General features: G+C 54.7%; 22 protein-coding genes. All 22 read right to left on the bottom strand.

The features are described 5' to 3' along the window. Positions 1-14 precede the first annotated feature (14 nt). Positions 15-1,229: an aspartate kinase gene (gene dapG / locus NQZ67_RS14380; RefSeq protein WP_257446854.1), complete on the bottom strand. Its 1,215-nt coding sequence runs from the start codon at positions 1,227-1,229 to the stop codon at positions 15-17. A 177-nt stretch (positions 1,230-1,406) separates the two neighbouring features. Continuing rightward, on the bottom strand, positions 1,407-1,997 hold the full coding sequence (locus tag NQZ67_RS14375) for a dipicolinate synthase subunit B (protein WP_257446851.1): 591 nt from the start codon (positions 1,995-1,997) through the stop codon (positions 1,407-1,409). Next, positions 1,994-2,893: a dipicolinate synthase subunit DpsA gene (gene dpsA / locus NQZ67_RS14370; protein WP_257446847.1), complete on the bottom strand. Its 900-nt coding sequence runs from the start codon at positions 2,891-2,893 to the stop codon at positions 1,994-1,996. The genes NQZ67_RS14375 and dpsA overlap by 4 nt, the downstream gene beginning before the upstream one ends. 119 nt (positions 2,894-3,012) lie before the next feature. Further along, positions 3,013-3,459, bottom strand: a complete 447-nt coding sequence (dut, locus tag NQZ67_RS14365; protein WP_257446844.1) for a dUTP diphosphatase — start codon at positions 3,457-3,459, stop codon at positions 3,013-3,015. Then, positions 3,440-4,705, bottom strand: a complete 1,266-nt coding sequence (locus NQZ67_RS14360; protein WP_257446841.1) for a M16 family metallopeptidase — start codon at positions 4,703-4,705, stop codon at positions 3,440-3,442. The genes dut and NQZ67_RS14360 overlap by 20 nt, the downstream gene beginning before the upstream one ends. Before the next feature lie 73 nt (positions 4,706-4,778). Then, the gene (locus NQZ67_RS14355) at positions 4,779-5,783 is read right to left on the bottom strand and encodes a polysaccharide deacetylase family protein (RefSeq protein ID WP_257446838.1); all 1,005 of its coding nucleotides are present in this window, start codon (positions 5,781-5,783) and stop codon (positions 4,779-4,781) included. A gap of 369 nt (positions 5,784-6,152) precedes the next feature. Beyond that, positions 6,153-8,255: a polyribonucleotide nucleotidyltransferase gene (gene pnp / locus NQZ67_RS14350; protein WP_257446836.1), complete on the bottom strand. Its 2,103-nt coding sequence runs from the start codon at positions 8,253-8,255 to the stop codon at positions 6,153-6,155. Positions 8,256-8,357: 102 nt separating this feature from the next. After that, entirely contained in the window at positions 8,358-8,627 is a 270-nt protein-coding gene (gene rpsO / locus NQZ67_RS14345) for a 30S ribosomal protein S15 (RefSeq protein WP_257446832.1), read from the bottom strand. 170 nt (positions 8,628-8,797) lie between these two features. Beyond that, complete coding sequence (locus NQZ67_RS14340; RefSeq protein WP_257446828.1) at positions 8,798-9,745, bottom strand: bifunctional riboflavin kinase/FAD synthetase; 948 nt, start codon at positions 9,743-9,745, stop codon at positions 8,798-8,800. A gap of 46 nt (positions 9,746-9,791) precedes the next feature. Then, on the bottom strand, positions 9,792-10,724 hold the full coding sequence (gene truB, locus NQZ67_RS14335; protein WP_257446826.1) for a tRNA pseudouridine(55) synthase TruB: 933 nt from the start codon (positions 10,722-10,724) through the stop codon (positions 9,792-9,794). A gap of 2 nt (positions 10,725-10,726) precedes the next feature. Continuing rightward, positions 10,727-11,713, bottom strand: a complete 987-nt coding sequence (locus NQZ67_RS14330) for a DHH family phosphoesterase (protein WP_257446823.1) — start codon at positions 11,711-11,713, stop codon at positions 10,727-10,729. Then, positions 11,710-12,069, bottom strand: a complete 360-nt coding sequence (gene rbfA / locus NQZ67_RS14325) for a 30S ribosome-binding factor RbfA (RefSeq protein WP_257446820.1) — start codon at positions 12,067-12,069, stop codon at positions 11,710-11,712. Before rbfA ends, NQZ67_RS14330 begins: the two co-directional genes overlap by 4 nt. A gap of 6 nt (positions 12,070-12,075) precedes the next feature. Continuing rightward, positions 12,076-14,865, bottom strand: a complete 2,790-nt coding sequence (gene infB / locus NQZ67_RS14320) for a translation initiation factor IF-2 (RefSeq protein ID WP_257446817.1) — start codon at positions 14,863-14,865, stop codon at positions 12,076-12,078. Further along, a complete protein-coding gene (locus tag NQZ67_RS14315; protein ID WP_257446814.1) occupies positions 14,834-15,193 on the bottom strand; it encodes a L7Ae/L30e/S12e/Gadd45 family ribosomal protein in 360 nt (119 codons plus the stop codon). Before NQZ67_RS14315 ends, infB begins: the two co-directional genes overlap by 32 nt. After that, complete coding sequence (gene rnpM / locus NQZ67_RS14310) at positions 15,183-15,494, bottom strand: RNase P modulator RnpM (protein WP_371825305.1); 312 nt, start codon at positions 15,492-15,494, stop codon at positions 15,183-15,185. The genes NQZ67_RS14315 and rnpM overlap by 11 nt, the downstream gene beginning before the upstream one ends. Before the next feature lie 39 nt (positions 15,495-15,533). Continuing rightward, a complete protein-coding gene (nusA, locus tag NQZ67_RS14305) occupies positions 15,534-16,631 on the bottom strand; it encodes a transcription termination factor NusA (protein ID WP_257446812.1) in 1,098 nt (365 codons plus the stop codon). Between the two features lie 36 nt (positions 16,632-16,667). Next, positions 16,668-17,129, bottom strand: coding sequence for a ribosome maturation factor RimP (rimP, locus tag NQZ67_RS14300; protein WP_257446809.1), 462 nt, complete (start codon positions 17,127-17,129; stop codon positions 16,668-16,670). A gap of 161 nt (positions 17,130-17,290) precedes the next feature. Next, positions 17,291-21,607: a PolC-type DNA polymerase III gene (locus tag NQZ67_RS14295; RefSeq protein ID WP_257446808.1), complete on the bottom strand. Its 4,317-nt coding sequence runs from the start codon at positions 21,605-21,607 to the stop codon at positions 17,291-17,293. A 98-nt stretch (positions 21,608-21,705) separates the two neighbouring features. Beyond that, positions 21,706-23,154 (bottom strand): proline--tRNA ligase, encoded by a 1,449-nt coding sequence (gene proS, locus NQZ67_RS14290; protein WP_257446805.1) that lies wholly within the window; start codon positions 23,152-23,154, stop codon positions 21,706-21,708. Positions 23,155-23,164: 10 nt separating this feature from the next. After that, a complete protein-coding gene (gene rseP / locus NQZ67_RS14285) occupies positions 23,165-24,439 on the bottom strand; it encodes an RIP metalloprotease RseP (RefSeq protein ID WP_257446802.1) in 1,275 nt (424 codons plus the stop codon). An 88-nt stretch (positions 24,440-24,527) separates the two neighbouring features. Beyond that, the gene (locus NQZ67_RS14280) at positions 24,528-25,667 is read right to left on the bottom strand and encodes a 1-deoxy-D-xylulose-5-phosphate reductoisomerase (protein WP_257446800.1); all 1,140 of its coding nucleotides are present in this window, start codon (positions 25,665-25,667) and stop codon (positions 24,528-24,530) included. 91 nt (positions 25,668-25,758) lie between these two features. Beyond that, positions 25,759-26,553, bottom strand: a complete 795-nt coding sequence (locus tag NQZ67_RS14275; RefSeq protein WP_257446798.1) for a phosphatidate cytidylyltransferase — start codon at positions 26,551-26,553, stop codon at positions 25,759-25,761. Between the last annotated feature and the right edge of the window lie 13 nt (positions 26,554-26,566).

Here is a 26,566-nt window from a genome sequence, read left to right as displayed (position 1 = left end):
CTTCTATCCATTTATTATCGATGCAAGTCGAACTTGGCGTGCAAGGCCCGAAGAGCCTTAGCCATATCCTCTTGCTGAACGAGAACCCAAATGGTCATGTTGGAGTCGGCGGACTGCATAATGGTAATGCCCTGCTCCGTTAAAGCTTCAACGATGCGAGCCATCACGCCCGGTTGTCCGCTCATCCCGCCGCCGATAACCGAGATTTTGGCGCAGCCTTGAACGGCCGTCGGGGCAAAACCGCTTGCCCGCAGCAACGCGAGCGCATGCTCCGCATCTTGGTCGAATACGGTATATACCGCGCCGCTTGGCGTCACGTTAATAAAATCCACGCTGATATGATGTTTGGCCATCGTCTGGAACACTTGAAGCTGCATGTCGTTCCGTCCTTCGATTGCCTTCACGGAAATCTGAGTGACGCCGGATACATGCGCGATCCCCGTCACGAACCGGTCTTTGACCGCCTCTGCCTGGGCCGCGGGCGGGGCGTCCGTGACCAGCGTTCCCGTTTCTTCCGAGAAGGTCGAGCGCACGCGGACGGGAATGCGGGCCTGCTGCGCCACTTCGACCGCACGCGGGTGGATGACCTTCGCGCCTTGGCGTGCCATGTTGCCGATCTCGGTATAGCTGACATAAGCCAGCTGCTTGGCTTCGGTTACGATCCGGGGATCGGCGGTCAAGATGCCGTTCACGTCGGTATAGATGTCGACGAGCTCGGCGCGCAGCGCCGCTCCGAGCGCGGTAGCGGACGTGTCGCTGCCGCCGCGGCCGAGCGTCGTCAAATCTCCTTCCGCCGTTACGCCTTGGAACCCGGTTACGATGACAACCTTGTCCTGCCCCAGCAGTCTCATGATCCTATCGGTCTGGATCGACCGGATTCTTGCCGTTCCGAACTGATCGTCCGTCAAGATGCCCGCCCCTCCGCCCGTCAGAGCAGCGGCCGGTATTCCTCTGGATAAGAGCAGGCTGCATAAGGCAGCGGCGGAAATGATCTCGCCGCAGCCCAGCAGCAAATCCTTCTCTCGTGGTGGCAAGGAGTCGCCGTTATCCCGAATGAACGATAACAGCGTATCGGTTGCGTAGGGTTCGCCCTTGCGGCCCATTGCCGACACGACGACGACCACCGCATAACCGCTCTCCCGCTCCCTTGCTATATGACGAATAACGCGTTCTCTTGCTTGCTCGGTTGATAGCGAGGTTCCTCCGAATTTCTGAACCAGGATTCGCATATCGTCAGCCTCCATCATCGACCGAAGACGAGAGCAGCGTTAACCCGTTGTTTATTCCATTAACTTGATTCGATGTTTTCTTAGATGGAATGACGTCTCTTGCTGCGTTCGTACAGAAATAATCCCGGCATTCTCTATCAGCTGCTTGGCGTCTTCCGGTGCTGAGTAGTGTACGTGTTACGCTTGCCGTTCAACCAGCAACGGCTGCAGCTGCTTGCCCTGAAGCGCGGCTTCGCAGGCTTCCATGACCAAATCCATTCTAGCAACCAAGGAGTTCGGCTTCTGTACCGGGTTATCTTGACCGAATGGAACAAAATAAATATGTTTGGCAACTAGCAGCTTAGCGATATTAGCGGCGTTAAGGCCCAAACCGTCATTCGTTGAAATCGCCAATACGAGGGGACGGCCGTTGCGCATTTGCGCCTTGGCTGCCATAAGCACTGCGCTGTCCGTGATCGCGTTCGCCAGCCTGCTCGTCGTATTGCCCGTGCAAGGCGCGATAACAAGTACGTCGAGCAGCTTGGAAGGCCCGAGCGGTTCCGCCTGAACGATCGTCGAGATAATCTCGTTGCCGGTGATGCTTGTAAGCTGCTCCTGCCATTCCTTCGCCGTGCCGAATCTTGTATCCGTCGTAATCAGAGAATTCGACACGATCGGCACGACATTCGCGCCGGCGTCCACGAAACGTTTAATCTGAGGCATAACCTCGGCAAACGTGCAATGAGAGCCCGACAACGCGTATCCTACCGTAATTCCGTTCCAATTCATATCCCATTCCCCCGCTTAATCGTATCTTCCATAATCAGTTGCGATAGACAATCCGCTATGATTCGACCAGCTGTCTTGGGAGCCACGATTCCGGGGAGACCGGGAGCAAGCATCGCCTTAATACCCCGCTTCTCGGCGAAGCGGAAATCCGTTCCGCCAGGCTTCGACGCGAGGTCGATGATGACGGCCCGTGATGGTAAATTCGCGATAATTTGCGCTGTGACTATCATAGTCGGAATTGTATTAAAAAGCAAGTCAATATTCCCTACGTTTTGCAACAAACTGCCCATGTAGAAAGGCTCGAAGCCCATCTCCGACGCTCTCGCGAAATGCTCCGAACGACGCACGCCGACCTTCACTTTGGCCCCTAATCCTTGCAAAGCCCTTGCCATTGTAAACCCCGTCCGGCCGAATCCGAGAACCATGGAGACGGACCCGTGAATCGTAATGTCGGTGTGCTGGATCGCCATCATCAATGCGCCTTCCGCCGTCGGTATGGAATTGTAGATGGCAACATCGTCCCTGTCGAAAAGCTCGACAAGCGCGATCCCTCTCTCCTCGCACAGCTGGCGGAGATACGGCTTCGCCATGCCCGTATATACCGTGCAGTGCTGAGGCAGCTTCGCGATATGATCGCGGGTCAGCTTCATCTCGCGATCGCTGAAAACCGCATGGATCAGACCTTGATCGTCCGTTCCGACCGCCGGCAGCAGCAGAGCGTCAACGCCCTCGAACAGCGATTCATCGAACTCTGCGTGTATGGCTCCGTCCAAAGACGAATGCAGTCCGTCGAAGCCGCAAACGGTGACGCTGGCATCGAGCTCGCTCAGCTTTCGAATGACTTCGAGCTGACGCGCGTCGCCGCCCAGCAGCAGTACTTGAACGCCTGTTAACATCGGGCTTCACTCCCTTCTGGCAAATAGATATAGACCATCGTATGCTTGCGCCCAAGTCAGGGTGAAAAAATGAGCACAAAAAAAGATCGGAACGCTGAATGCGCACCGATCTTCTCTTCTTATTTCACTCCTGTATGGCCGAAACCGCCTGCTCCGCGCACCGTATCCGGCAGCTCGTCCGCTTCCTCTATCGTTACGGAAGGCACCTCCTGAAACACCATCTGGGCGATCCGCTCGCCGCGCGTAATCGTGAACGGCTCCGAACCCAAATTGACGAGAAGCACCTTCACTTCGCCCCGATAGTCCGCGTCGATCGTACCCGGCGAATTCAAGCAGGTAATGCCATGCTTGAAAGCAAGACCGCTCCGCGGCCGAATTTGCGCTTCAAGCTCCTTCGGCATCGCCATCGCGAAGCCGGTCGGAACAAGAATCCGATCGCCCGGGGCGAGCGTTAGCGGTTCTCCCACCGCCGCCTGCAGATCGAAGCCGGCCGCCCACTCGGACATTTTGCGGGGAACCGCAATGTCGTCGTTGCCTTCCAGCCGTTTAAACAGTACCTGGTACATATTGATCTCTCCTTACTTTCGCCGCGTCCTTATCGGTGGAACCGACCATCGCTACCGCAAACGGCACGGACAGCATTCTGTTCGTTACCTCCCGAATATCGTCCATCGTCACGGAATCGATCCGTTTTAGCAGCTCGTCGAGCGTATAATGATGGCCGATCATCAACTCGTTTTTGCCGATCCGGTTCATCCGGCTGCTTGTGCTCTCCAGACTGAGGATTAGGGAGCCCTTCAGCTGCTCTTTGCCTCGATGCAGCTCTTCCTCCGCCAAGCCTTTGACCGACAGCTCGTGAATTTGCTCCAGCGTCAGGTCAAGCACGTCTTTTGTCTGCTTCGGCGCCGTTCCCGCGTACACGGTGAACAAACCGGAATCCGCATAGCCCGTGTGATAAGAATAAACGGAATACGCAAGGCCGCGCTTCTCCCGGATTTCCTGGAACAGTCTCGAGCTCATGCCGCCCCCGAGCGCATTGTTGAGCAGGACCATCGCGTACAGCTTCTGATCCCTGTTCGAGCAGCCGGGGAACGTCATGCAAATATGGTTCTGCTCGGTCTTCTTCTTATAGAAGATATATTCGCCTTGGAATATCGGGGATTCGGTCTGGACCGGATCGGAATGAACGGAGAACCCCCCAAAGTGCTCCTCGAGCAGCTCGAGAAGCTTGCTCTCCTCCACGTTGCCCGCTACGCTGACGACCGTATTCTCGATCGTGTAGCGTTCTTTCATATAACCTCTGAGCGTATCGGGTCCCATCGCCTCCAGTCTATCCTTGAGCCCAAGAATGGAATAAGCTAGCGGATGGTCGCCATAAGACGCGCGCGAAGCTTCGTCATGCACCTTATCGTCGGGGGTATCCTCGTACATCGCGATTTCTTCGAGGATCACGTTCTTCTCCTTGGCCAGCTCCGTCTTGTCGAATTGGGAGTTAAAGAACATATCGGAGAGCGCGTCCACCGCTAGAGGCAGATGCTCGTCAAGCACCTTGGCGAAATAACACGTATATTCCTTCGCCGTAAACGCGTTGACGTTCCCGCCGATTCCGTCGAACAGGTCGGCGATGTCTTTGGCTGTCCGTTTCTCCGTTCCTTTGAACAGCATGTGCTCGATGAAATGGGAAATCCCGTTGTTGTCCTTCGTCTCGTTCCTCGAGCCCGTCTTCACCCATATGCCGAACGAAACGGATCGGACCGTCGGTATGTATTCCACTACAACGCGCAAGCCGTTGCTCAATGTATATTTGTTCACTAAGCGTCTTCCTCCTCGAATAAGCTGATTTTCCCATGTGAAATTTGTGGTAAACAACAATGCTTTCACTATATCAGAATACGCCCGCTCCCTCAACAACGGCGGCGACGCGGCTGGATGAGAGCGTTTCGCTGACCGTTCCGATCGCGTAACCCTTGGCAAGCGCGCTGTCGATCATCCCGCCGATCGCGTCCCTTGTCGTTGCCGTCGGATGCATCAGGATTAGTGCGCCGGGCTCCAGCTTCGAATCGATTTTGCGAACGACCGAATCAGCTGACGGCTTCATCCAGTCGACGGTGTCCAGCGTCCATAAGACCGTGCCGAGTCCTTGCTCCCTCGCCACCTGCACCGTCGCGGTGTTATAGGAGCCTGATGGCGGAGCGAACCATACGTTATCGACGCCAAGCAGCTCTTTGAGAAGCTTCTGCGTCCTTACGATTTGGCTGGCCTGCTCGGCCCTGCTCAATTTTTTCATATCCGGGTGCGAATACGCGTGGTTGGACAGCTCGTGGCCTTCGGCTTGTATTTTCTTGGCGACTTCAACGTTGGATTTCAGCCATGATCCGTCCAGAAAAAAAGTCGCTTTCACTTTTTTGTTCCTCAGCGTCTCCAGGATTGGATCGATATATTCGTTCCCCCATGCCACATTGATCATGAGCGAAACCATTGGCTTGTCCGGATTTCCTCTATAGATGGGATGCGCCCCCAGCTGGGCAAGGCTGATCTTGGGAGGAATTTCTTTGTACTGGAAAGGAATCGGGCTGGATCTTGGCGCGGCTAGAGCGGCTTCGTACGTCTTGTCGATGTCAATGGCGAGCCCGTTATAGCCCGGAATCGCGTGCCACACTCGGTCGAGTCTCGCATCTACAGGGGGAACGGATTTGGTCTCCGCTTCGGCCACGATGGCGTCGAACAGCTCGCGTTTCTCCTCTTCCGTGTAGGAAGGCGCGGCTAACGCCTCGACGGCGTCCTCCGATTTGACGGTCGCTATAAAGGATGACACGTTCCCGTTCATCTTGACGAATACCAGCATCATGAACAGGCTGGCCGCAATGACGGCCGCTTTGCGAATATTCATAGCCTTCACTCCCATACGAGCTTGAGTCGCGCAGAGCAGACAAGCTCCGCGTTCGCTCATGAACAAGTGTATGTCCCCACGGACAAACTTATGCCCATAGAGGAAGGTCAAAATGTCCAGTTTTGATCACGATGTAACTCCTCGAAGCTAATTCGACATCGAATCTTGAATTCAGCCGGATCTTCCGATGCTCACGTAGCGCTGCTACGCTCCGCTCCTCAATTACTAAGCTTCATCCAATCTTCTCGGTGCTGAAAACCGGGCCTATGAAGTGTTTATTATCACGATTAAATGCAAAACAAAAAGAGACAGATAAACTCTGGCTCTTCGGTGGAAATCTATGGAATGGAGGGGGAGGCCCGCTCGAATCTAGGATTGAGCAGGCGCTTCCGCTGTTAATACGGCTTTGCGGGACAGATTGACGCGGCCTTGCTGATCGATCTCCGTTACCTTGACGGTGATTTGGTCGCCGATCTTCACGACATCCTCACATTTCGCCACGCGCTCCGTGGACAATTGCGAGATGTGGACCAGACCGTCCTTGTTCGGGAGAATTTCGACGAATACGCCGAATTTTTCGATGCGCTTGACCGTTCCCAAATAAATTTCGCCGATGACGACTTCTTTGACGATGCCTTCGATAATGGCCTTCGCCTTTTGGTTCATCTCTTCGTTCGAGGAAGCGATGAAGACCATGCCGTCTTGCTCGATATCGATTTTTACGCCGGTCTCTTCGATGATTTTGTTGATGATTTTGCCGCCTGCGCCGATAACGTCGCGGATCTTGTCCGGGTTAATGCGGAGCGTCAAAATCTTAGGCGCGTATTTCGATAGGCTTGTACGAGGCGCGGACATCACTTCGAGCATCTTGCCCAGGATGTGCATGCGGCCTTGGCGAGCTTGCTCGAGCGATTGCTCCAGGATGCTGCGGTCGATGCCGTCGATTTTGATATCCATCTGGATCGCCGTTACGCCTTGAGCTGTACCAGCTACCTTGAAGTCCATATCGCCGAGGTGATCTTCCATGCCCTGAATGTCGGACAGAATGGAGAAGTGATCGCCGTCTTTGATCAGGCCCATGGCAATGCCCGCTACCGGCGCTTTGATCGGTACGCCTGCATCCATCATCGCGAGAGTGCTCGCGCAAATGCTGGCTTGTGAAGTCGAACCGTTCGACTCCAGCACCTCGGATACGAGGCGGATCGTGTACGGGAATTCCGCTTCGGAAGGAATGACCTTCGACAACGCGCGTTCGCCGAGCGCTCCGTGTCCGATTTCCCTGCGGCCCGGAGGACGTAGAGGACGAGCCTCGCCTACGCTGAACGGCGGGAAGTTGTAATGGTGCATGAACCGTTTGGTTTCTTCCGGCGAAATGCCGTCAAGAATTTGCACGTCGCCCATGGCGCCGAGCGTACAGATGCTAAGCGCTTGCGTTTGACCGCGCGTGAACAAGCCGGAGCCGTGAGTACGAGGCAGCAGCGCCACGTCGCATTCGATTGGGCGGATCTCGTCGAGACCGCGTCCGTCCGGACGCACTTTGTCATGCGTGATCAGGCGGCGCACTTCTTCCTTCACGATGTCGTACAGCACTTCCTTCACGTCGGATAGCAGCTCCGGCGTATCCGCATATTGCGCTTCGAAATGCGCGACCGCGTCGTTGTTGACGGCGTCGATCGCCTCTTGGCGGGCATGCTTCTCCGGAATTTTGATCGCTTCCACCAGACGGGCGGATGCAAAAGCGCGAACTTCAGCGTTGACGCTCGCGTTAACCGTATGTAGCTTCACTTCCATCTTTTCTTTGCCTGCTAGAGCCTGCAGTTCCTCGATCTTGGCCACGATGGATTTGATCTCGTCATGACCGAACATGATCGCTTCTAGCATGACCGATTCCGGTACTTCGTTCGCTTCGGCTTCCACCATCATGATGGCTTCTTTCGTGCCGGCCACGACAACGAAAATATCCGTCTTCTGCTCTTGCTCGACCGTTGGATTGATAACGAATTGTCCGTCTACGCGTCCAACGACGACGCCGCCGATCGGACCGCTGAATGGCACGTCGGAAATCGTAAGCGCCGCGGACGTACCGATCATCGCCGCGATTTCTGGCGAGCAATCCTGGTCCACGCTCATGACGATGTTCGCGATTTGCACGTCGTTACGGAATCCTTCCGGGAACAATGGACGGATTGGACGGTCGGTCAAACGGCTGGACAGGATCGCCTTCTCGCTCGGTCTGCCTTCGCGTTTAATGAAGCCGCCAGGGATTTTGCCAACCGCATAGAGACGCTCTTCATAGTTGACGGTAAGCGGGAAGAAATCCAGATCCTTCGGCTCCGTTGATGCGGTAACCGTACATAGGATGACCGTTTCTCCATAGCGAACCGTAACGGCTGCGTTCGCTTGCTTGGCCAGACGTCCCGTCTCGAGAATGAGCGGTCTTCCGCCAAGCGTCGTTTCAATACGTTGAATCATCTTGGATACCCTCCTTTTTCCTATTACAAAAAGCAACCCGACGTCCCTGTCCAGAGTATCTGGCAGCCGGGAGGATCAGGTTGCTTTTCGCTCACGCATGTTTTAGCGGCGAAGACCGAGTTTTTCGATCAATGCGCTGTAACGTCTAACGTCTTTGTTCTTCAGGTAAGCTAGCAACTTACGGCGTTGACCTACCATCTTAAGCAAACCGCGGCGGGAATGATGATCCTTCTTGTGCTCGCGCAAGTGCTGAGTCAGGTTAACGATGTTCTCCGTAAGGATAGCGATTTGAACCTCAGGGGACCCCGTGTCACTTGCGTGAGTTTTGTGAGTCTCGATCAGTTCTTGTTTACGTTCTTGAGTAATTGCCATCCTTTTCACCTCCTTCATTCATAATCGCCGTTAGCCTCGCTGCCGTCGGTGAGAGCGGACAACCAAGCTAAGGTTAAGTACACGAAACGCGCTGTACCCCGAAATCAGGCAAGCTGTTCGCAACGTTCTCTAGTATAGCACATTCCCGGGTTCCTTGTCGAGAAGCTGGCTTAGATCTTTGCAAGCAAGCTTCTCGCCTTGTCGGAATCGGCCGCAATCTGCGCGATTAATTCCTTAATGGATCCGAATTTTTGCTCGGGCCGGATAAAGTGGCGGAACTGCACCTTCATTTCCTTGCCGTAGATGTCCCGGTCGAAATCGAACAGATGCGCCTCCATGACCGGCACCACGTCCGTCTTGTTGAACGTAGGCTTCATGCCATGATTCAAGACGCCGTCGTAGGCGGCACCGTCGATCCAGGCTGATATCGCGTACACGCCAAGCCGCGGCGCGACATAGGGAGCGTGCAGCTCCAGATTCGCCGTCGGAAATCCGATCGTGCGTCCGCGTCCGTCGCCATGCACGACAGTTCCCGTTACGTCATACGGTCTGCCGAGCAGCTTGCACGCCATATCGAGATCGCCGCTTTCAAGCGACTCCCTCGTGTAGGTGCTACTTACCTTCGTCCCGCTCTCGATGAGCGGTTGTTCGATATGCACGGACAGCTCCGAGCCGCCTAGCTCGCGCAGCATCTCGGCATTGCCCATTCCCCGGCTGCCGAACGTAAAGTCGAAGCCGACCGCCGCATGCCTTACGCCAAGCGGCAGCAGCACTTCGGAGACGAACTGCTCGGGAGATAGCGCGGCAAAACGCAAATCAAAACGCATGACGAACACTAGGTCGACGCCAAGCGCGGCGAACAGCTCGGTTTTGCGGGTCAAGGGCGTCAAGCAGCGAAAATAATGCTCGCCTTGCCCAAGAACCTCCTTCGGATGCGGCGAAAAGGTAAGCACGGCAGAAAGCATATTCGATTCCTTCGCGAAGCTCACCGCCTCGCGAATAACGTTCTGATGCCCGCGGTGCACGCCGTCGAAATGGCCGATCGCGACTGAGATACGTTTGTCCGCGTACGGCAGCTCTATTTCGTTTAGCGGGTAAGATAATGAGATGATTTCCACAGATGACACCTGCATTTCTACATGAACTGTACGAAGGCTTAAGGATTTAATCGTCCTGTGCCGTCGTAAAAACTTTCACCGGCTTCAACTGCGAAGCTTCCGAATCAACCTGATAGATGCCAATAAACGCTCCGTTCTCGCCTGGCTCGTAAAGCCGGAACAACTCGTCGTCCGACATGGAGCCTTGATCCGGCGCCACCGCCCATAGCTTGATCTTCTGTCCGCGCTTCGCCAGTTCAACCTTTTCCGGTTTGACGAACGCTCTCGGCATATGGGCAATCGCCTGGTCGGCAGGAATCAAATGCTGCTCCAAGTCGCCGGCTTCCATATGCTTCTCGATCTGCTCGAGCGTCAAGCATCCTTCGGCTGTTATGCCGCCGGACATCGTCCGCGTAAGCTTCGCCATCGTAGCAGGCAAGCCGAGCGCTTTGCCGATATCGACGCATAACGTCCGGATATAGGTGCCTTTGGAGCATACGACCGAAAACGTGAACATCGGCTCCTCGCCTTCCAAATCAGCATCCAGCAATTCGATTTGGTGAATGGTGACCTTTCTTGACTTACGTTCGACGGTTTTCCCTTCCCTAGCCAACTCGTATAACCGTTTGCCGTCTACCTTAACCGCGGAGAACATCGGAGGCACCTGCTCGATCTCGCCAACGAACCGCTGCAACGCCTCTTCGATCCGCTCGCGCGTTACATCGTGAACAGGCTGCTTGTCGATCACCGTACCGGTCAGATCCTCGGTATCGGTCGCGATTCCGAGCCTAAGCACCGCTTCATACGCTTTCGGTCTTTCCTGTATGTATTCTACAACGCGGGTGGACCGGCCTAAGCAAAGAGGGAGAACGCCGGTAACCATAGGATCAAGCGTGCCGGTATGGCCGATTCGTTTCATCTTGAGGAGCCTTCTTGCTTTGGCTACCACGTCGTGCGATGTCCACCCTTCCGGCTTCCATACCGCCAGTATGCCTTCCATGATTACACCAACGCCTTTCTAACCTCTTCTACCAATCGGCTCATGGCTTCGGTTAACGCGCCATCCAGCCTGCAGCCCGAGGCCCGGACATGACCGCCGCCTCCGAAGACTTGAGCGATTTGCGCGACATCCGCCTTGCCCGCCGACCTGAGACTTGCCTTAACGCCTCCGTCAGCCGTTTCCTTGAACAGAATGCCGACTTCCACGCCGTCTACATTAAGGGCGTAATTGACGATGCCTTCCAGATCCTCCGGCACGGCGCCGCATTCCTTCAGATCGTCTTTGCCAATGTACAGCCAGCCGATTTTCAAATCCTCGCTGAAGGCCAGCCTCGCCAGCGCCATTTGCAGCAGCTTAAGCTTTGCGACCGTCATCTTCTCCAGCAGATGATCCGCGAGATCGCTTCCGGAAACCCCGATTGCCAGAAGCTTGGCGGCGATTTCCATGACGCGCGGACTTGTATTCGAATAGCGGAAGCCTCCCGTATCGGTCAGCAATCCCGTGTAGATCGCCGTTGCGCAGTCCAAGTCAAGCTCTAAGCCTGCTCGTTCGATTAGATCATACAAAATTTCTACGGTAGCGGCGGCATCCGGACGGATCAGGTTGACCGTGCCAAAACCGTCGTTCGTCGGATGATGATCGATATTCAGAAGCGGACAGCCCTCCGGAATCATCGAAGCGACTTCTCCGATACGCCTGTGATCGGCGCAGTCTACCGCGATAACCGCATCGAAGGAAGCCTCTGGTTTTTGCTGTTTTAAGCTATGAATCCGATCGAAGCGATACAAATATTGGAGCCGCGAAGGCAATTCGCTTTCATTGACCAGCACGACATTTTTGCCTAGGCGCTCGAGCAGCCAGCTGACGGCGACCGTGGAGCTGATCGCGTCTCCGTCAGGCTGCACATGGGACACGACAAGGAATGAAGCATTGGCCTTAATAAAGGCCAATGCTTCGTCTAATGGCTTACATTCCTGTTGACCGTTCATGACCGCGCATCATTCCCGCTGTTGATTTCGCCAAGCAACGACTCGATCCGGCTGCCGTATTCGATGCTGCTATCGAACTTGAATTGCAGCTCCGGCGTATGACGCAGCTTCATCCGTTTGCCAAGCTCGGAACGGAGGAAGCCGTTCGCTTTGTCAAGCGCTTTAAGCGTCGCTTCCTTCTGTTCATCACTGCCGAGCACGCTTAAATAGACGCGTGCTTGGGACAAATCGCTGGTCGTTTCCACGCCCGTTACCGTAATGAAACCGATCCGAGGATCCTTCAGCTCCAGCTGGATAATTTGGCTCAGCTCTTTTTTGATCTGCTCGCTGACCCGTCCAACTCGTATCTTAGCCATGCATGATCACCTCTCTACCGTTTCCATGATGAACGCTTCAATCATATCTCCCTCTTTAATATCGCTAAAGCGTTCAAGGGTTATACCGCATTCGTAGCCTTGCGCCACTTCCTTCGCGTCGTCCTTGAAGCGTTTCAAGGAATCGATCTTGCCTGTGTAAACCACGATGCCGCCGCGAATAACTCTTGCTTCCGCGTTGCGGGTAATCTTGCCGTCCACGACCATCGAACCGGCGATCGCGCCGACTTTCGTTACCTTGAAGACGTTGCGCACTTCGGCATGGCCGATGACAACCTCTTTGTAGATCGGATCCAGCATGCCCTTCATCGCTTGCTCGATCTCGTCGATTACGTTGTAGATGACGCGATGCATACGAACATCGACTTTCTCCTGGGCAATCGTCGCTTCGGCTTGCGGGTCTGGTCGAACGTTGAAGCCGATGACGATCGCGTTGGAAGCGGAAGCCAAGATAACATCCGATTCCGTGATCGCGCCGACGCCAGTGTGAATGATCTTCACGCGTACGCCTTCGATGTCGATCTTCGCCAAGGAGCCTTTGAGCGCTTCGGCGGAGCCTTGCACGTCTGCCTTGATAATGACGTTAAGATCCTTGATCTCGCCTTCTTTAATGTGGTTAAAGAGATCGTCGAGCGTAACCCGGGTATTGGCACCGATATCGGATTGACGCTGCTTGATCGCGCGGCGATCGGCAATCGCGCGCGCTTTGCGCTCGTCTTCGAATACCATAAACGGATCGCCCGCTTGCGGAACCTCCGTCAAGCCCGTAATTTCGATCGGCGTGGATGGACCCGCTTCCTTCAGTCTGCGACCGCGATCGTTCACCATCGCCCTAACGCGGCCGAAGCAGTTACCTGCGACAAACGCGTCTCCGATCTTGAGCGTGCCGTGTTGAACGAGAATGCGAGCCACAGGGCCTTTGCCTTTGTCCAGCTCGGCTTCGATGACCGTTGCTCTTGCCCGTTTGTTCGGGTTCGCTTTGAACTCGTTCACTTCCGCAACGAGAAGGATCATCTCGAGCAGTCCCTCTAGGTTGATGCGCTGCTTCGCGGATACTTCCACGAAGATCGTATCGCCGCCCCACTCTTCAGGTACAAGCTCGTATTCCGTCATTTCTTGCTTGATTTTATCCGCGTTCGCTTCCGGCTTGTCGATTTTGTTAACCGCAACAATGATCGGTACGCCAGCCGCTTTCGCGTGGTTGATCGCTTCGACGGTTTGCGGCATGATGCCGTCGTCCGCCGCAACGACGATAATCGTAATATCCGTTACTTGAGCGCCGCGCGCCCGCATGAGCGTGAACGCTTCGTGGCCCGGCGTATCGAGGAACGTAATCTTCTTGCCGTTGATCTCGACCTGGTAAGCGCCGATATGCTGCGTAATGCCGCCCGCTTCTCCGCCGGTTACGTTCGTCTTGCGGATGGCGTCCAGCAAAGTCGTTTTGCCGTGGTCGACGTGACCCATGATGGTTACGACCGGAGGACGAACCGTCAAATTCTCTTCCTCGTCGACTTCCTCCACCGTTTCGAACGAATCTTCCTCGACCGGAATTTTCACTTCGACTTCCACGCCGTATTCGCCGGCGATGAGAAGAATAGCGTCCATATCGATTTCTTGGTTGATCGTCGCCATGACGCCCAAGAAGAGAAGCTTCTTGATGACTTCGGAAGCGTCTTTGTGGAGCAGCTTCGCCAGATCGCCGACCGTCAGCGTGCCGCGAACGATAATTTTCTTCGGCGTATTATCGATTTTCTCGCGCGGTGGCTGTTGATGTCCTTTCCCTCCGCGGTTCTTGCCGCCGCGGTTGTTGTTGCCCTTGAAGCCCGGACGACCGTCCTCGAAGCGCTTCTGGTTATTGCCGCCGCGGTTGTTATTGCCTTTTCTATCATCGAATCCGCCGCCGCCGCCGCGGGATTGCTGGGATCTGCCAGCGCCTGCGTCGAAGCTGCGCGCTTGCCCTTGCGGAGCTGGAGCCGGACGATTCCCGGTTGGAGCGCCGGATCCGCCGCCTTGGCCGAACGACCGGTTGCCGCCGCCGGATGGTCCCTGACCGCCTTGACGATTGCCTTGGTAGCCTCCTTGGCCGCCGGATGGACGATTCTGTCCGCCGCCTTGACCGCCGGAGCGGTTGCCTTGGTAGCCCTGACCCTGGCCTTGGCCGCCGCCGGATGGACGGTTGCCCTGATAGCCTTGACCGCCGCCGGACGGACGGTTGCCTTGATAGCCCTGGCCTTGGCCGCTGCCGGATGGACGATTCTGTCCGCCGCCTTGACCGCCGGAGCGGTTGCCTTGATAGCCTTGACCGGATGGACGGCCTTGGCCTTGATTCTGTCCTTGGCCGGATGGACGGGATTGTCCTCCCTGGCCGTTATTTTGAGGTCTCTGTTCGCGTTGTTCTCGTTGTTCGCCGGTTGGTTGTGTTTTCGTATTAATAGAGTTCATTGTCCCCTGTCTATCTTGAGTTGTTGTAATCGATGAATTTGTCGCTTGCTGACCGCCTTGGGCTGGCTTTGGCCGATTCGAAGCGGACGATGCGGTCGCCGCCTGGCTTCCGCCCTCCTGCGCCCGTTTTGCGGCAGCGTTCGCTTTAATATCCCGGAAGAAGCCTTCCACCTTATGCACCATTTCATTCTCCATGACGCTCATGTGGTTGTTGACAGGCAAATTCAACCGTTTAAGAATCGTAATGATTTCTTTGCTGCTCATATTTAAGTTTTTCGCATATTCGTAAACGCGAAGCTTATCTTTATTGTCCTTGCTGTCCTGTTTGTTGCTCAATAGGATCCACCTCCGTATTTTGGCTCAGATGACTTCCAATCATTTTTCCGAATTGCATATCGGTAACCGCCAGCACGACGCGTTCTAATTTACCTATCGCCTTTCCCAGCTGCTCACGATCGAATGCCTCGGCGAGTTGTATTCCGTAGGTGCCGCATTTGTCACGAAACTTCTTCTTTGTATTGTCGGACGCGTCGCCGGCGACGATCACGAGATAAGCCTTGCGGGCCCTGACAGCCTTCAGCACCGTCTCGTCGCCTGTAATCAGCTTGCCGGCTCGCATGGCCATGCCGAGGGACGACAATGCCTTGTCAGGCTTATTCGTCATCCGGCGTCAGCTCCTTGGCCGCGATGAATTGATCCTCCACCGCGATGAATTCATTCTCCAATTGATCGTATATAGGTTCGCCCACGGGCTGCTTCAAAGCCCGATCCAGCGCTTTCGACTTCTTCGCGAGCTTGAAGCAGCTCACTTTGCCGCACAGATAAGCGCCTCGTCCGGCCTTCTTGCCGGTTAGATCAATCCCGACCTCGCCGTCCGGTGTGCGAACGATCCGAATGAGCTCCTTCTTCGGCATCATTTCTTGGCAAGCGACGCATTTGCGAAGCGGTACTTTCCTCGGTCTCACCGTACACCCTCCTCTGCATGTCCGAATGATAAATTAAGGCTAGTCGATAGATACGGAATCCTGGTGCATCGTTCCCGTGTTGGATTTCGGGCGGCCGTATTCCTGCTCCGCCTGGGTTTCGCTCTTAATATCGATCTTCCAGCCGGTCAGCTTGGCGGCCAGCCTCGCGTTCTGGCCTTTGATGCCGATTGCCAGCGACAGCTGATAATCCGGAACGATGACTCTTGCCATCTTCTCCTGCTCGAACACGATGACTTCCAGCACCTTCGACGGGCTGAGCGCGTTCGCCACGTATTCCTCAACGTTCTCGGACCAGCGCACGATATCGATCTTTTCGCCTTTCAGCTCGTTTACGATCGTCTGCACGCGCAGACCCTTCTGACCCACGCAGGATCCGACCGGATCTACTTCGTCGTTGCGGGAGTGGACGGCAATTTTCGAACGGAATCCCGCTTCGCGCGCCACGGAGCGAATTTCGACGACGCCGTCGTAAATTTCGGGCACCTCAAGCTCGAACAAACGTTTAAGAAGGCCGGGATGCGTACGGGATAAGATGATTTGAGGACCTTTCGTCGTGTTCTCGACTTTCGTGATAAACGATTTGACGCGGTCGCCATGTTTGAACTTGTCCGTTGGCATAAGCTCCGTAAGCGGAAGCACCGCTTCGACTTTGCCAAGGTCGACGAACAGGTTGCGCACGTCCTGACGCTGCACGATACCGTTGACGATGTCTTCTTCCTTATCGATGAACGCGTTGTAGATCAGTCCGCGCTCCGCCTCGCGGATGCGCTGCGTCACGACCTGTTTTGCCGTTTGGGCCGCGATCCGTCCGAAATCTCTAGGCGTTACTTCGATCTCGGCAACGTCGTCCAGCTGATAGTGCGGGTTGATTTCGCGGGACGCCTCCACCGAAATTTCCAAACGCGGATCGAGCACCTCGTCCACGACCGTTTTGCGGGCATATACTTTAATGACGCCGTTATGGCGGTTAATGTCGACCCTTACGTTCTGAGCCGTATTAAAATTACGTTTGTAGCTGGAAATAAGCGCAGCTTCGATCGCCTCGAGCAGCACATCCTTGGCGATACCCTTCTCTCTCTCGATTTCCTGCAGTGCTTCAATAAAATCCATACTCATTGGAACGTTGGTCCCCCTTTCATAATAGAAGAAAAATTAAAATTGAATGGCGAGTCTTGCGCTAGCGACTTTGCCGTAAGGAATGCTGTGTTCTTTTTTGCCGGTCTTCACGACAACCGTGTCCCCGTCGAACGACACCAGATGGCCTTCGAATTCTTTGGCGCCGTCTACCGGCTCGTATGTAGTGACAAGAACGAATTTGCCGACGGCCTTGCGTACGTCCTCGGGCTTCTTAAGCGGTCTTTCCGCGCCCGGAGACGAAACCTCCAGGAAATAAGCGCCGGAGATCGGATCGTTTTTGTCGAGTTGCTCGCTTACGAATTCGCTGATCCGTCCGCACTCGTCGATGTCGATGCCGCCTTCCTTGTCTACGAATATGCGCAAGAACCAATTGCTGCCTTCCTTGATATATTCAATGTCGACCAGCTCAAAGCCATTATCGTTAAGGTATGGCTGAACCAAAGCCTCAACAGCGGATTTGATAGTGGATGTGCTCAAAATGAAAAAACCTCCTGTGTGGGTGCAATGTGATATTGCCGAATACAAAACGTAAAGAGTGGGTTTCCCCACTCTTCTGCATCAAGAATCTATCCTCATCATTGCCACAAAAATTATAACATAATCGCTAATACGTGACAAGAAATGATTTCTAGCTGACCCTAAAACAAAGATAGCTGGTTCGACTCCGGCAAGCCGCGGAAGCAGCCCATGCCATTTAGTACCTCTATGATCGTCTTCGTCGCTTTCGACTTCATCTGGAAGTCCTCGATGGACAAAAACTCTCCATCGTTTCTTGCGGCGGCGATGTTGCGCGCGGCGTTATCGCCGATGCCCGCAATCGCGGCGAACGGCGGGATCAGCGAGTCGCCGTCAACCTGGAACTTGATCGCGTCGGAGCGATACAGGTCGATCGGCTTGAAGGAGAAGCCTCTCGCCGTCATTTCCAGCGACATCTCCAGCTGCGACACCATGTTTTTCTCTTTCGGCGTCGCGTTGAAGCCTTTGGCCTCGATCTCCACCAGCTTGCGGTAGATCGCATCGTAGCCTTGGCAGAGCAGCTCGAGATCGAAATCGTCGGCGCGGACCGTAAAGTACGTCGCGTAATACTGAATCGGATAATAAAGTTTGAAGAAGGCCGTGCGCACCGCGGAAATAACGTAGGCCGCCGCGTGCGCCTTCGGGAACATGTATTCGATGCGCAGACAGGAATCGATGTACCATTGCGGCACCTTGCAGCGCTTCATTTCGTCGATCCATTCCTGCGTGAGGCCCTTACCCTTACGAACGCTCTCCGTAATTTTGAAGGCCAGGCCGGCATCCATGCCCGCTTTGTAGATCAGGTATAACATGATGTCGTCGCGGCAGCCGATAACGGTTTTGATGTTGCACGTTCCGTTCTTGATGAGCTCCTGCGCGTTGCCGAGCCATACGCCCGTCCCGTGGGACAGACCGGAAATTTGGAGCAAGTCGGCGAACGAAGACGGCTGCGTCTCCTGAAGCATCTGACGAACGAACTTCGTTCCCATCTCCGGAACCCCGTAGGTGGCGACGGAAGATTTGATCTGATCCGGCCGTACCCCGAGCGCTTCCGTCGAGTTGAACATGCTCATGACCTTCGGATCGTTCATCGGGATCGTCGTCGGATCGACGCCGGTCAAATCCTGCAGCATGCGCATCATCGTCGGATCATCGTGCCCCAGAATATCGAGCTTCAGCAAGTTTTCGTCGAAGGCGTGGTAGTCGAAATGCGTCGTCTTCCATTCCGCCGACGTATCGTCGGCCGGATACTGCACCGGCGTGACGTCTTCCACTTCGATATAATCGGGAACGACGACGATGCCGCCCGGATGCTGTCCGGTGCTTCGCTTCACGCCGGTACAGCCGCTCGCCAGTCTCGCGAGCTCCGCTCCCCGCCACTTCTTGTGATGCTCTTCCTCGTATTTCTTCGCGAAGCCGTACGCCGTCTTCTCCGCGACGGTGCCGATCGTTCCCGCGCGGTACACGCATTTCTCCCCGAACATCTCCTTGGTGAAGTTATGCGCGATCGGCTGATATTCGCCCGAGAAGTTAAGATCGATATCGGGGACCTTGTCGCCTTTGAAGCCCAGGAACGTCTCGAACGGAATATCCTGTCCTTCGCCTTTCATAGGCTTGCCGCAGTCCGGGCAATCCTTGGCGGGAAGGTCGAAGCCGCTCGGCACGCTGCCGTCGAGGAACCATTCGCTGTGCTTGCATTCCTTATTCAGGCAGAGATAATGCGCAGGAAGCGGATTAACCTCGGATATGCCGAGGAACGTGGCGACGACGGAGGAGCCTACGGATCCCCTGGAGCCGACCAAGTAGCCGTCCCGGTTCGATTTTTTGACCAGCTTCTCGGAAATCAAATAGTTCGCGGAGAACTTGTACTTAATGATCGGGACAAGCTCTTTCTCCAGCCGGTCGATGACGACCTGCGGAAGATTGTCCCCGTACATCGATTTGGCTGTTTCGTAGCAAGTGTTGCGGATTTCTTCGTCCGCCCCTTCGATGTTAGGCGTGAACAGCTCCTTCGGGAACATGTCGTACGTCTCGAAGCGGTCCGCCAGCTCGGACGTATTCGTCACAACGACTTCCTTGGCGCGGGCTTCGCCCAGGAACTTGAACTCCTCCAGCATCTCGTCCGTGGTTCTCAGATGAGCGTCCGGCTTTCGCTGATTTTTCAACGGACTGAAGCCCGTTATGCCGTGGATCGTAATATCGCGGTACAGCTTGTCCCGCGGGTTCAAATAATGCACGTTGCCGGTCGCGATCACCTTCTTGCCTAGCTCGTCTCCGATCTGGCAGATTCGGCGCATCGCTTCCTCCAGCTCCGCGCGGCTGCCGACGAGTCCCTTCTCCACGAGGTGCATGTAGAAATCGATTGGCTGAATTTCGAGCACATCGTAGAATTCAGCCACTTCCTTGGCTTCGTCGTACGATTTGTTCAGCACCGTCTCGAAAAACTCGCCTTTCTCGCAGCCGGATATGATGAGTAGACCTTCTCGCAATTCCACGAGCTTGCTTTTCGGGATGGTGGCTACCTTCTTGAAATAGTCGGTATGAGATAATGAAATTAAACGGAATAAGTTCTTCTTCCCTATCGCATTAAGAGCGTAAATATTGCAATGGAACGGTCTCTGGTTCGAAAGATCAAGTCCCACGTAATCATTAAGCTGATGCAGGTCTTTGATGTTGCGTTCCGCCGCGTCTCCGATCAATCCGAACAACACGCCGCCCAGGGCGATCGAGTCGTCGATGGCGCGGTGATGATTTTCAAGACTGATTTTGTACTTGTCGGCAAGCGTGTTGAGCCTATGATTCTTCATCGTAGGGTGAAGGAATCTTGCCAGCTCCAACGTGTCTAGCACGGGATTCGTTAATTCCGGGAGACCGATCGTTTTCAGGTTCGCCTGAATGAAGCCGATATCGAATCTCGCGTTATGGGCAACGAGAATATCGTCACCGATAAACTCGACGAACTCGCGAAGCATCGGCTCAAGCTCGGGAGCGTCCTTCACCATCTCGTCGTTAATATTGGTTAGCTGCTGAATATGATAAGGGATCTTCTCGTGCGGGTTGATGAAGGTCGAGAATCGGTCTACTTCCTTACCTTCCCGCATCCGTACGCCCGCAAGCTCGATAATTTTGTTGTTCATGACGGACAATCCCGTCGTCTCGATATCGAAGACAATATAAGTCGCCGTCGCCATCGTCTCGGAGCGTGAATTCAGCACCATCGGCACCGCGTCGTTAACCACGTTCCCCTCCAAGCCGAACAGCACCTTCATGCCGTGCTTCTTGGCCGCTTTCACCGCATCCGGGAAGCATTGCACGTTGCTGTGATCCGTGACGGCGATCGCCTTGTGGCCCCATTTGGCCGCCATCTTTACATAATCGCCGATCGGCGTGACCGCGTCCATCGTGCTCATCGTCGTATGAAGATGGAATTCGACCCGCTTCTCTTCGGCCTTGTCCATCCGCTCCGGCGGAGAATTGATTTCATGCAGATCGTTCGGCATCATAACAAGCTCCGGCTCCTGCATGAAACGGTCGTATTCGATCCGTCCGCGGGCTTTCACCCATTTGCCGTTAGCCAGCTGAGACAGAATTTTGACGTCTTCCTTTGTCTTGGCGAACATCTTCATGGCGATAGAATCCGAGAAATCTGTTACGTTGAACGTGAAGAGCGTGCTGCCGTTACGCAGCTCCTTCACATCCAATCCGAATACGGAGCCTTGCACCGTAATCTTCTTCTCTTCGTCCTGAATGTTCATAAGAGGCACGGCTTCTTCGCGAATGTCGTAGCCGACGGCCAGACGGACAACCTCGTCGCCGTCCTCCTCGGCGGAGGCGGATTCGACCATCGCGTCCGCCATCAGCTGCTGGACGACGTTGCGCTCTTCCTGCACAATCTTCTGCTGGAATTCTTCATAGATTTCCGCCCTTGCTTCACCCACGATCATTTTCACTCTGCAATCGCGGTCAAAGTGGGTCTTGTAGAAAGAAACGATCGCTTCGTCAACCTGCTTCTTGCGCGCCAGCTCCAGGCCGGTTGAATCCATCAAGGCAAGCGTAATGCCGTCTCCCTGCGCTTCGATGGAGGCTTTCACCAGCCAGCCGTTTACGGAGGCGATTTCTCTTTGCGCCCATTCCATGAAGAGCGGCCAGTACTGCATAACGATATTTTCGGTCTCTACGATAGGATCGTATTGAAAGACGAAGGTTATCGCGGCGATATGCTCGAACTTCCTCCGAACCGCCTGGCATAACCCATTATAGGCTTGCAAAGGAACCATGGACGTTTTGCGGATGCAAAACGTCCATTCTCTGTTAGTGCTGCTAACGATCACTTGATCGATATATCCATCTTGAAAATAGGACTGAATTAGTTCATGCGGCAGCCCCGCTTGCTGCAGAAGCAGCTCGAAGCGCTGACGCTTGTCGCCGGTTTGGCTCATCACTTTCAACTCCTGCCCTAATCCGAACCGAAAACAGTTCTTAATAAGGTCGTTCAAAAAGTCCGCTTTTAATAAAACTGAACTTTTTGAACTCACATCTAATAAGCACGCGCGAAAACGACGGTGTGTTTGGCTTCGTCGCCGCATACTAGACACGACGGCTTCGAGGTGGACGGCTCGAACGGAATGTTCCGGCTCGTCGCCCCCGTTTCTTCTTTAACCTGCTTCTCGCACGCCGCGGAACCGCACCATCCGGCTTCTACGAAGCCGCGCTGTTCCTCGAGGAACGACTTCATTTCGTCCAGGGTGTCTACGCTACGGGAATTGTCTTCGCGGAACGCTTTCGCGCGGTTGAACATTTCCTGATGCGTTTCTTCCAGCATCTTCTCGACTTCGGCAACCAGATTATCCTGTTGAACGATTCGTTTCTCTCCGGTAATCCGCGAGACGAGAACAACGACGCCGTTCTCCATATCGCGAGGACCGAGCTCCAGGCGGAGCGGCACGCCGCGCATTTCGTATTCGTTGAATTTCCAGCCCGGACTCACGTCGGAACGGTCGTCGACCTTGACGCGCACGCCGGCTTTCTTCAGCTGCGCGTACAGCTCGTCCACTCTTCCGATCACTTGCTCTCGCGTCTTCGGAGGGCCGATCGGAATCATGATGACCTGCGTCGGCGCAACCTTCGGCGGCAGAGCCAATCCGCGGTCATCGCCGTGAACCATGATAAGCGCGCCGATCAGGCGCGTGCTGACGCCCCATGAAGTCGTATGAGCATATTGCAGCGTATTCTCGCGGTCCAAATATTTGATGTCGAAGGCGATGGCGAACTTGTTGCCAAGGTAGTGGGACGTGCCCGCCTGCACGGCGCGGCCGTCCTTCATCATCGCTTCGATAGAATAAGTATCCACGGCTCCGGCGAATCGCTCAGACGGCGTCTTCTCGCCTTTGATGACCGGAATCGCTAAGAAATCCTCAACAAAGCTGGTATAGACGTCCAGCATTTGCATCGTTTCCTGGCGCGCTTCCTCTTCGGTCTCGTGAGCCGTATGTCCTTCTTGCCAGAGAAATTCGCTTGTGCGAAGGAACGGCAGCGTGCGCTTCTCCCAGCGTACGACGTTAGCCCATTGGTTAATGAGCACCGGAAGATCGCGGTAGGACTGAATCCATTTCGCGTACATATGCCCGATCATCGTCTCCGAAGTCGGACGGATGGCAAGCCGTTCCTCGAGCTTCTCGCCCGCCGCTTCCGTTACCCACGGCAGCTCCGGATTGAAGCCTTCGACATGCTCCTTCTCCTTCTGGAAGAAGCTCTCCGGGATGAAGAGAGGGAAGTAAGCATTGCGGTGGCCCGTTTCCTTGAAGCGGCGGTCCAGATCGCGCTGGATGTTCTCCCACAGCTCATAGCCTTCCGGACGGAAGACGATGCAGCCACGTACCGGCGAATAATCCATAAGCTCCGCTTTTTTGATGACATCGATATACCATCTCGAGAAATCTTCGCTTTGCGGCGTAATTTCGGTAACAAAACCTTTTTCCTTGGACATGGGCGACAGACTACTCCCCTCGAACTAATCGTAAAATATCATTATAGGTTACGGCGACCATCAATAGCATCAGCATCGCAAAGCCTATGAAATGGACCATGCTTTCTTTGTTCGGATCGATCGGCTTCCTCCTGACGGCTTCCAGCCCGAGGAAAATAAGGCGGCTTCCATCCAGTGCCGGAACAGGCAGCAGGTTGAAAATGCCTAAATACAAGCTGAGCAGCGCCGTCCACGAAGTGAGTTGAACGATTCCTTTCTTCGCGATTTCGGCCGTCACGTTCGCCGTGCGCACCGGTCCGCCAAGATCGTCGAAGTTGAATTGGCCCGTTATGAGCATTTTGAAGCTTTCGAATATAAACTCCGTCGACACCTTCATCAGATCGGCCGCCCGGGTAATCGTCTCTCCGAACGTTGCCGCCCGCATAGGCGGCGTCGCGCTGATGCCGACCTTGCCGATTCCATCCTCGTTCGCCATCGGCGTAACTTGCACCGTATGCGTCTGGCCTTCCCTGATGATCTTCATCTCAATCGGCGTCCCGGGAGACTTGCCGATCATGTCGATCATTTTCTCGAGGTCCGCGCCAATCTTCACGCCGCCAACGGATTCAACGATATCGCCTTTTCTAAGGTCGACGCCCGCGGCCGGCATATTGCTCTCGATCGTACGGATGATCAGCTTATCCGGGTTGTCGACCGGCATGCCCACCATCTGAGCATACACGGCATACAACACGAAAGCCAGAATAAAATTCATCATGGGACCGGCAAATATAGCCATTGCGCGCTTGCGCACGGGCTTGCTTCCGAAATGCCTGTCGATCGGCGCGATTTGCGTGTCTTTTCCTTTCGAGATGACCAGCGCCTGCGGATGGACTTGGAACGATTCGGATTCTCCTTCTATCAGAAGCTTGATCGCGAGGTCCCGTTCCAAATCAACCGTTTCCACTTCGCCGCGAACCGTCCCCGTGCGTTCGTCCAGACGATCCAGATAGATACGGGTTACTTGATTATCTTTGACTCTCACGGCTACGGTCTGTCCGGGCTGAACCTCCACGATTTCCGGATCCTCGCCAGCCATGCGAACGAAGCCGCCGGCCGGTACGAGCCGCAGCGTATATCGGGTTTCGCCTCGTTTGACCGAGAATAGCTTAGGACCAAACCCTATCGCGAATTCTCTTACCAAGATGCCTGCGCGTTTGGCGAAAAAATAATGCCCCCATTCATGAATGGTGACAATGACGAAAAACACGAGCACTGTCGACAAAACGACCCCAATCATTCCCATTGCAGTGTTGCCTCCTGTTCGTTACGGCCTGTACATAGATTATCATTATTCTCCCGCCCGATACAAGAGAACCACTTTTTGGGTAGGGTCACACCGTCGCCGCTAGCTCCCTCGCCCATTGATCCACTTCGGCAATCGATTCCAAATCGAAGATTTCGCGCGCATCATGCCGTTCCACTACCGTCTCCAGAACCCGTTCGATGTCGAGGAAGGAAATCTCTCCTCTCAAGAAACGAGCGACTGCGATTTCGTTGGCCGCATTGTACACAGCTGGAGCCGAATGCCCCATTCGCCCGCAATCGAATGCGAGTCTCAGACAAGGGTACCGCTCATAGTCCATCGCGCGGAACTGAAGCTTCGCGACATCCGCCAAGTTAAGTCGTTCCGTCGGCGTCGTCATGCGCCCCGGATACGTCAGCGCATACTGAATCGGCACGCGCATATCCGGCATGCCTAGCTGTGCGATGATGCTATGATCCACGAATTCCACAAAGGAATGAATAATGCTCTCCGGATGGATGAGCACGTTAATTCGGTCGTACTCGAGATCGAACAGCCATCTCGCTTCGATAACCTCCAACCCTTTGTTCACCATCGTCGCCGAATCGATCGTAATTTTGGCTCCCATCGACCAGTTCGGATGATTCAGCGCTTCGGCAACGGTGACGCCTTCGAGCTCGGCCCGCGTCCGGTCCCGGAACGAGCCTCCCGAAGCCGTCAACGTGATGCCCAGCACATCGGCTCTCCGTTCACCGTTTAAGCATTGGAATAGAGCGGAGTGCTCGCTGTCGATCGGCAATATCGCAACGCCGCGTTGTTTGGCGCGCTGCATGACAAGATGTCCCGCGGTGACAAGCGTTTCCTTGTTCGCGAGACCTATTGTTTTGCCCTCTTCAATCGCCGCCAGCGTGGCAGGCAATCCGCGGCTTCCGACGATGGCCGTCACGACCGTATCCGCATCGGTCGCTGCCGCGACTTCGATCAATCCTTCGTCTCCGTATACGACCTTCGTGCCCGAAGGCAGATGCGGCCGAGCTTCATCCGCAAGCTCTTTCGAAGCTAAGCTGATAATGCCCGGCTTAAATTCCTTGGCTTGCTTGACGGCAAGGTCTACATTCCCGCCCGCCGATAGAGCGGTAACCCGGAACTGCTCCGGATGATGCCGGACAATATCAAGCGTTTGCGTCCCGATGGAGCCGGTCGACCCTAGCAATGCGATTTTTTTCAAAAGAGTTCCTCCAACGCCTGAAATGAGAGTTCGAAATTTCGATGTTCAGCATTAAAGTTCATACGTCCGAAGCAGCTTCTCGTACATTCACTTAAACGGGAATAAGCTCCGTGAGCAACAGCAAAGGGAAGACGATCAACCAACTGTCGCAGCGATCGAGCACGCCGCCATGGCCTGGCAGCAGAGTCCCCGTATCCTTTATATTCCGAACACGTTTGTATGCGGATTGAATAAGATCACCGAATTGACCGGCAACGGCCGCTAACACGCCGATGATCAGCGCTTTCCCTATCGTAATCGCCTCAGGATTGAAAAAGGCGAAAATTACAGCAACGATCAGCGACAGCAGGACACCCCCAAGAGCCCCTTCGATGGTTTTGTTAGGGCTGATTGATGGCCACAGCTTTCTCTTGCCGATAGCTCGTCCGACGAAATACGCCCCCACATCCGATGCCCAAATGCAGCCGAATGAGAGGAACGTCCAGAACAAACCGTGTTCGTCCAATGCGCGAACCGAGATCATAGCGGAGAAGCCGTAGCCGACGTATAGAGCCCCAAGCAGCATGAGAGCCGCTCCGTCGATCGTCGTATTGTTTTTCGTAATGACGGTTATTGCCAATAGAAGAAACGCCAGCATCCATAGAATCGTTAATGGAGAAGGCAAGCTGACGTCCCATGTTTCCCATGGCAGCGTAAAATACAGCACCCCCGCGTACCCAAGCAAAGACGTAGGGTGAAGCGGAGCAACGCCGTTCATTCTGGCATATTCAGTAAATCCGATAATGGCGAGAAGCACGAGCAAACCCGTGTAGAATGCCCCACCGATGAAGGTAAGAGCTAAAAAAAACGCTCCCGCGATAATCCCCGTAACCAAACGTTGTTTCAAATGTAGTCACACT

This window comes from Paenibacillus soyae (assembly GCF_024623455.1).
GTDB lineage: Bacteria > Bacillota > Bacilli > Paenibacillales > Paenibacillaceae > Pristimantibacillus > Pristimantibacillus soyae.
Note: the sequence above shows the minus strand (reverse complement) of the source record. Positions and strands in the feature narration are given on the sequence as shown.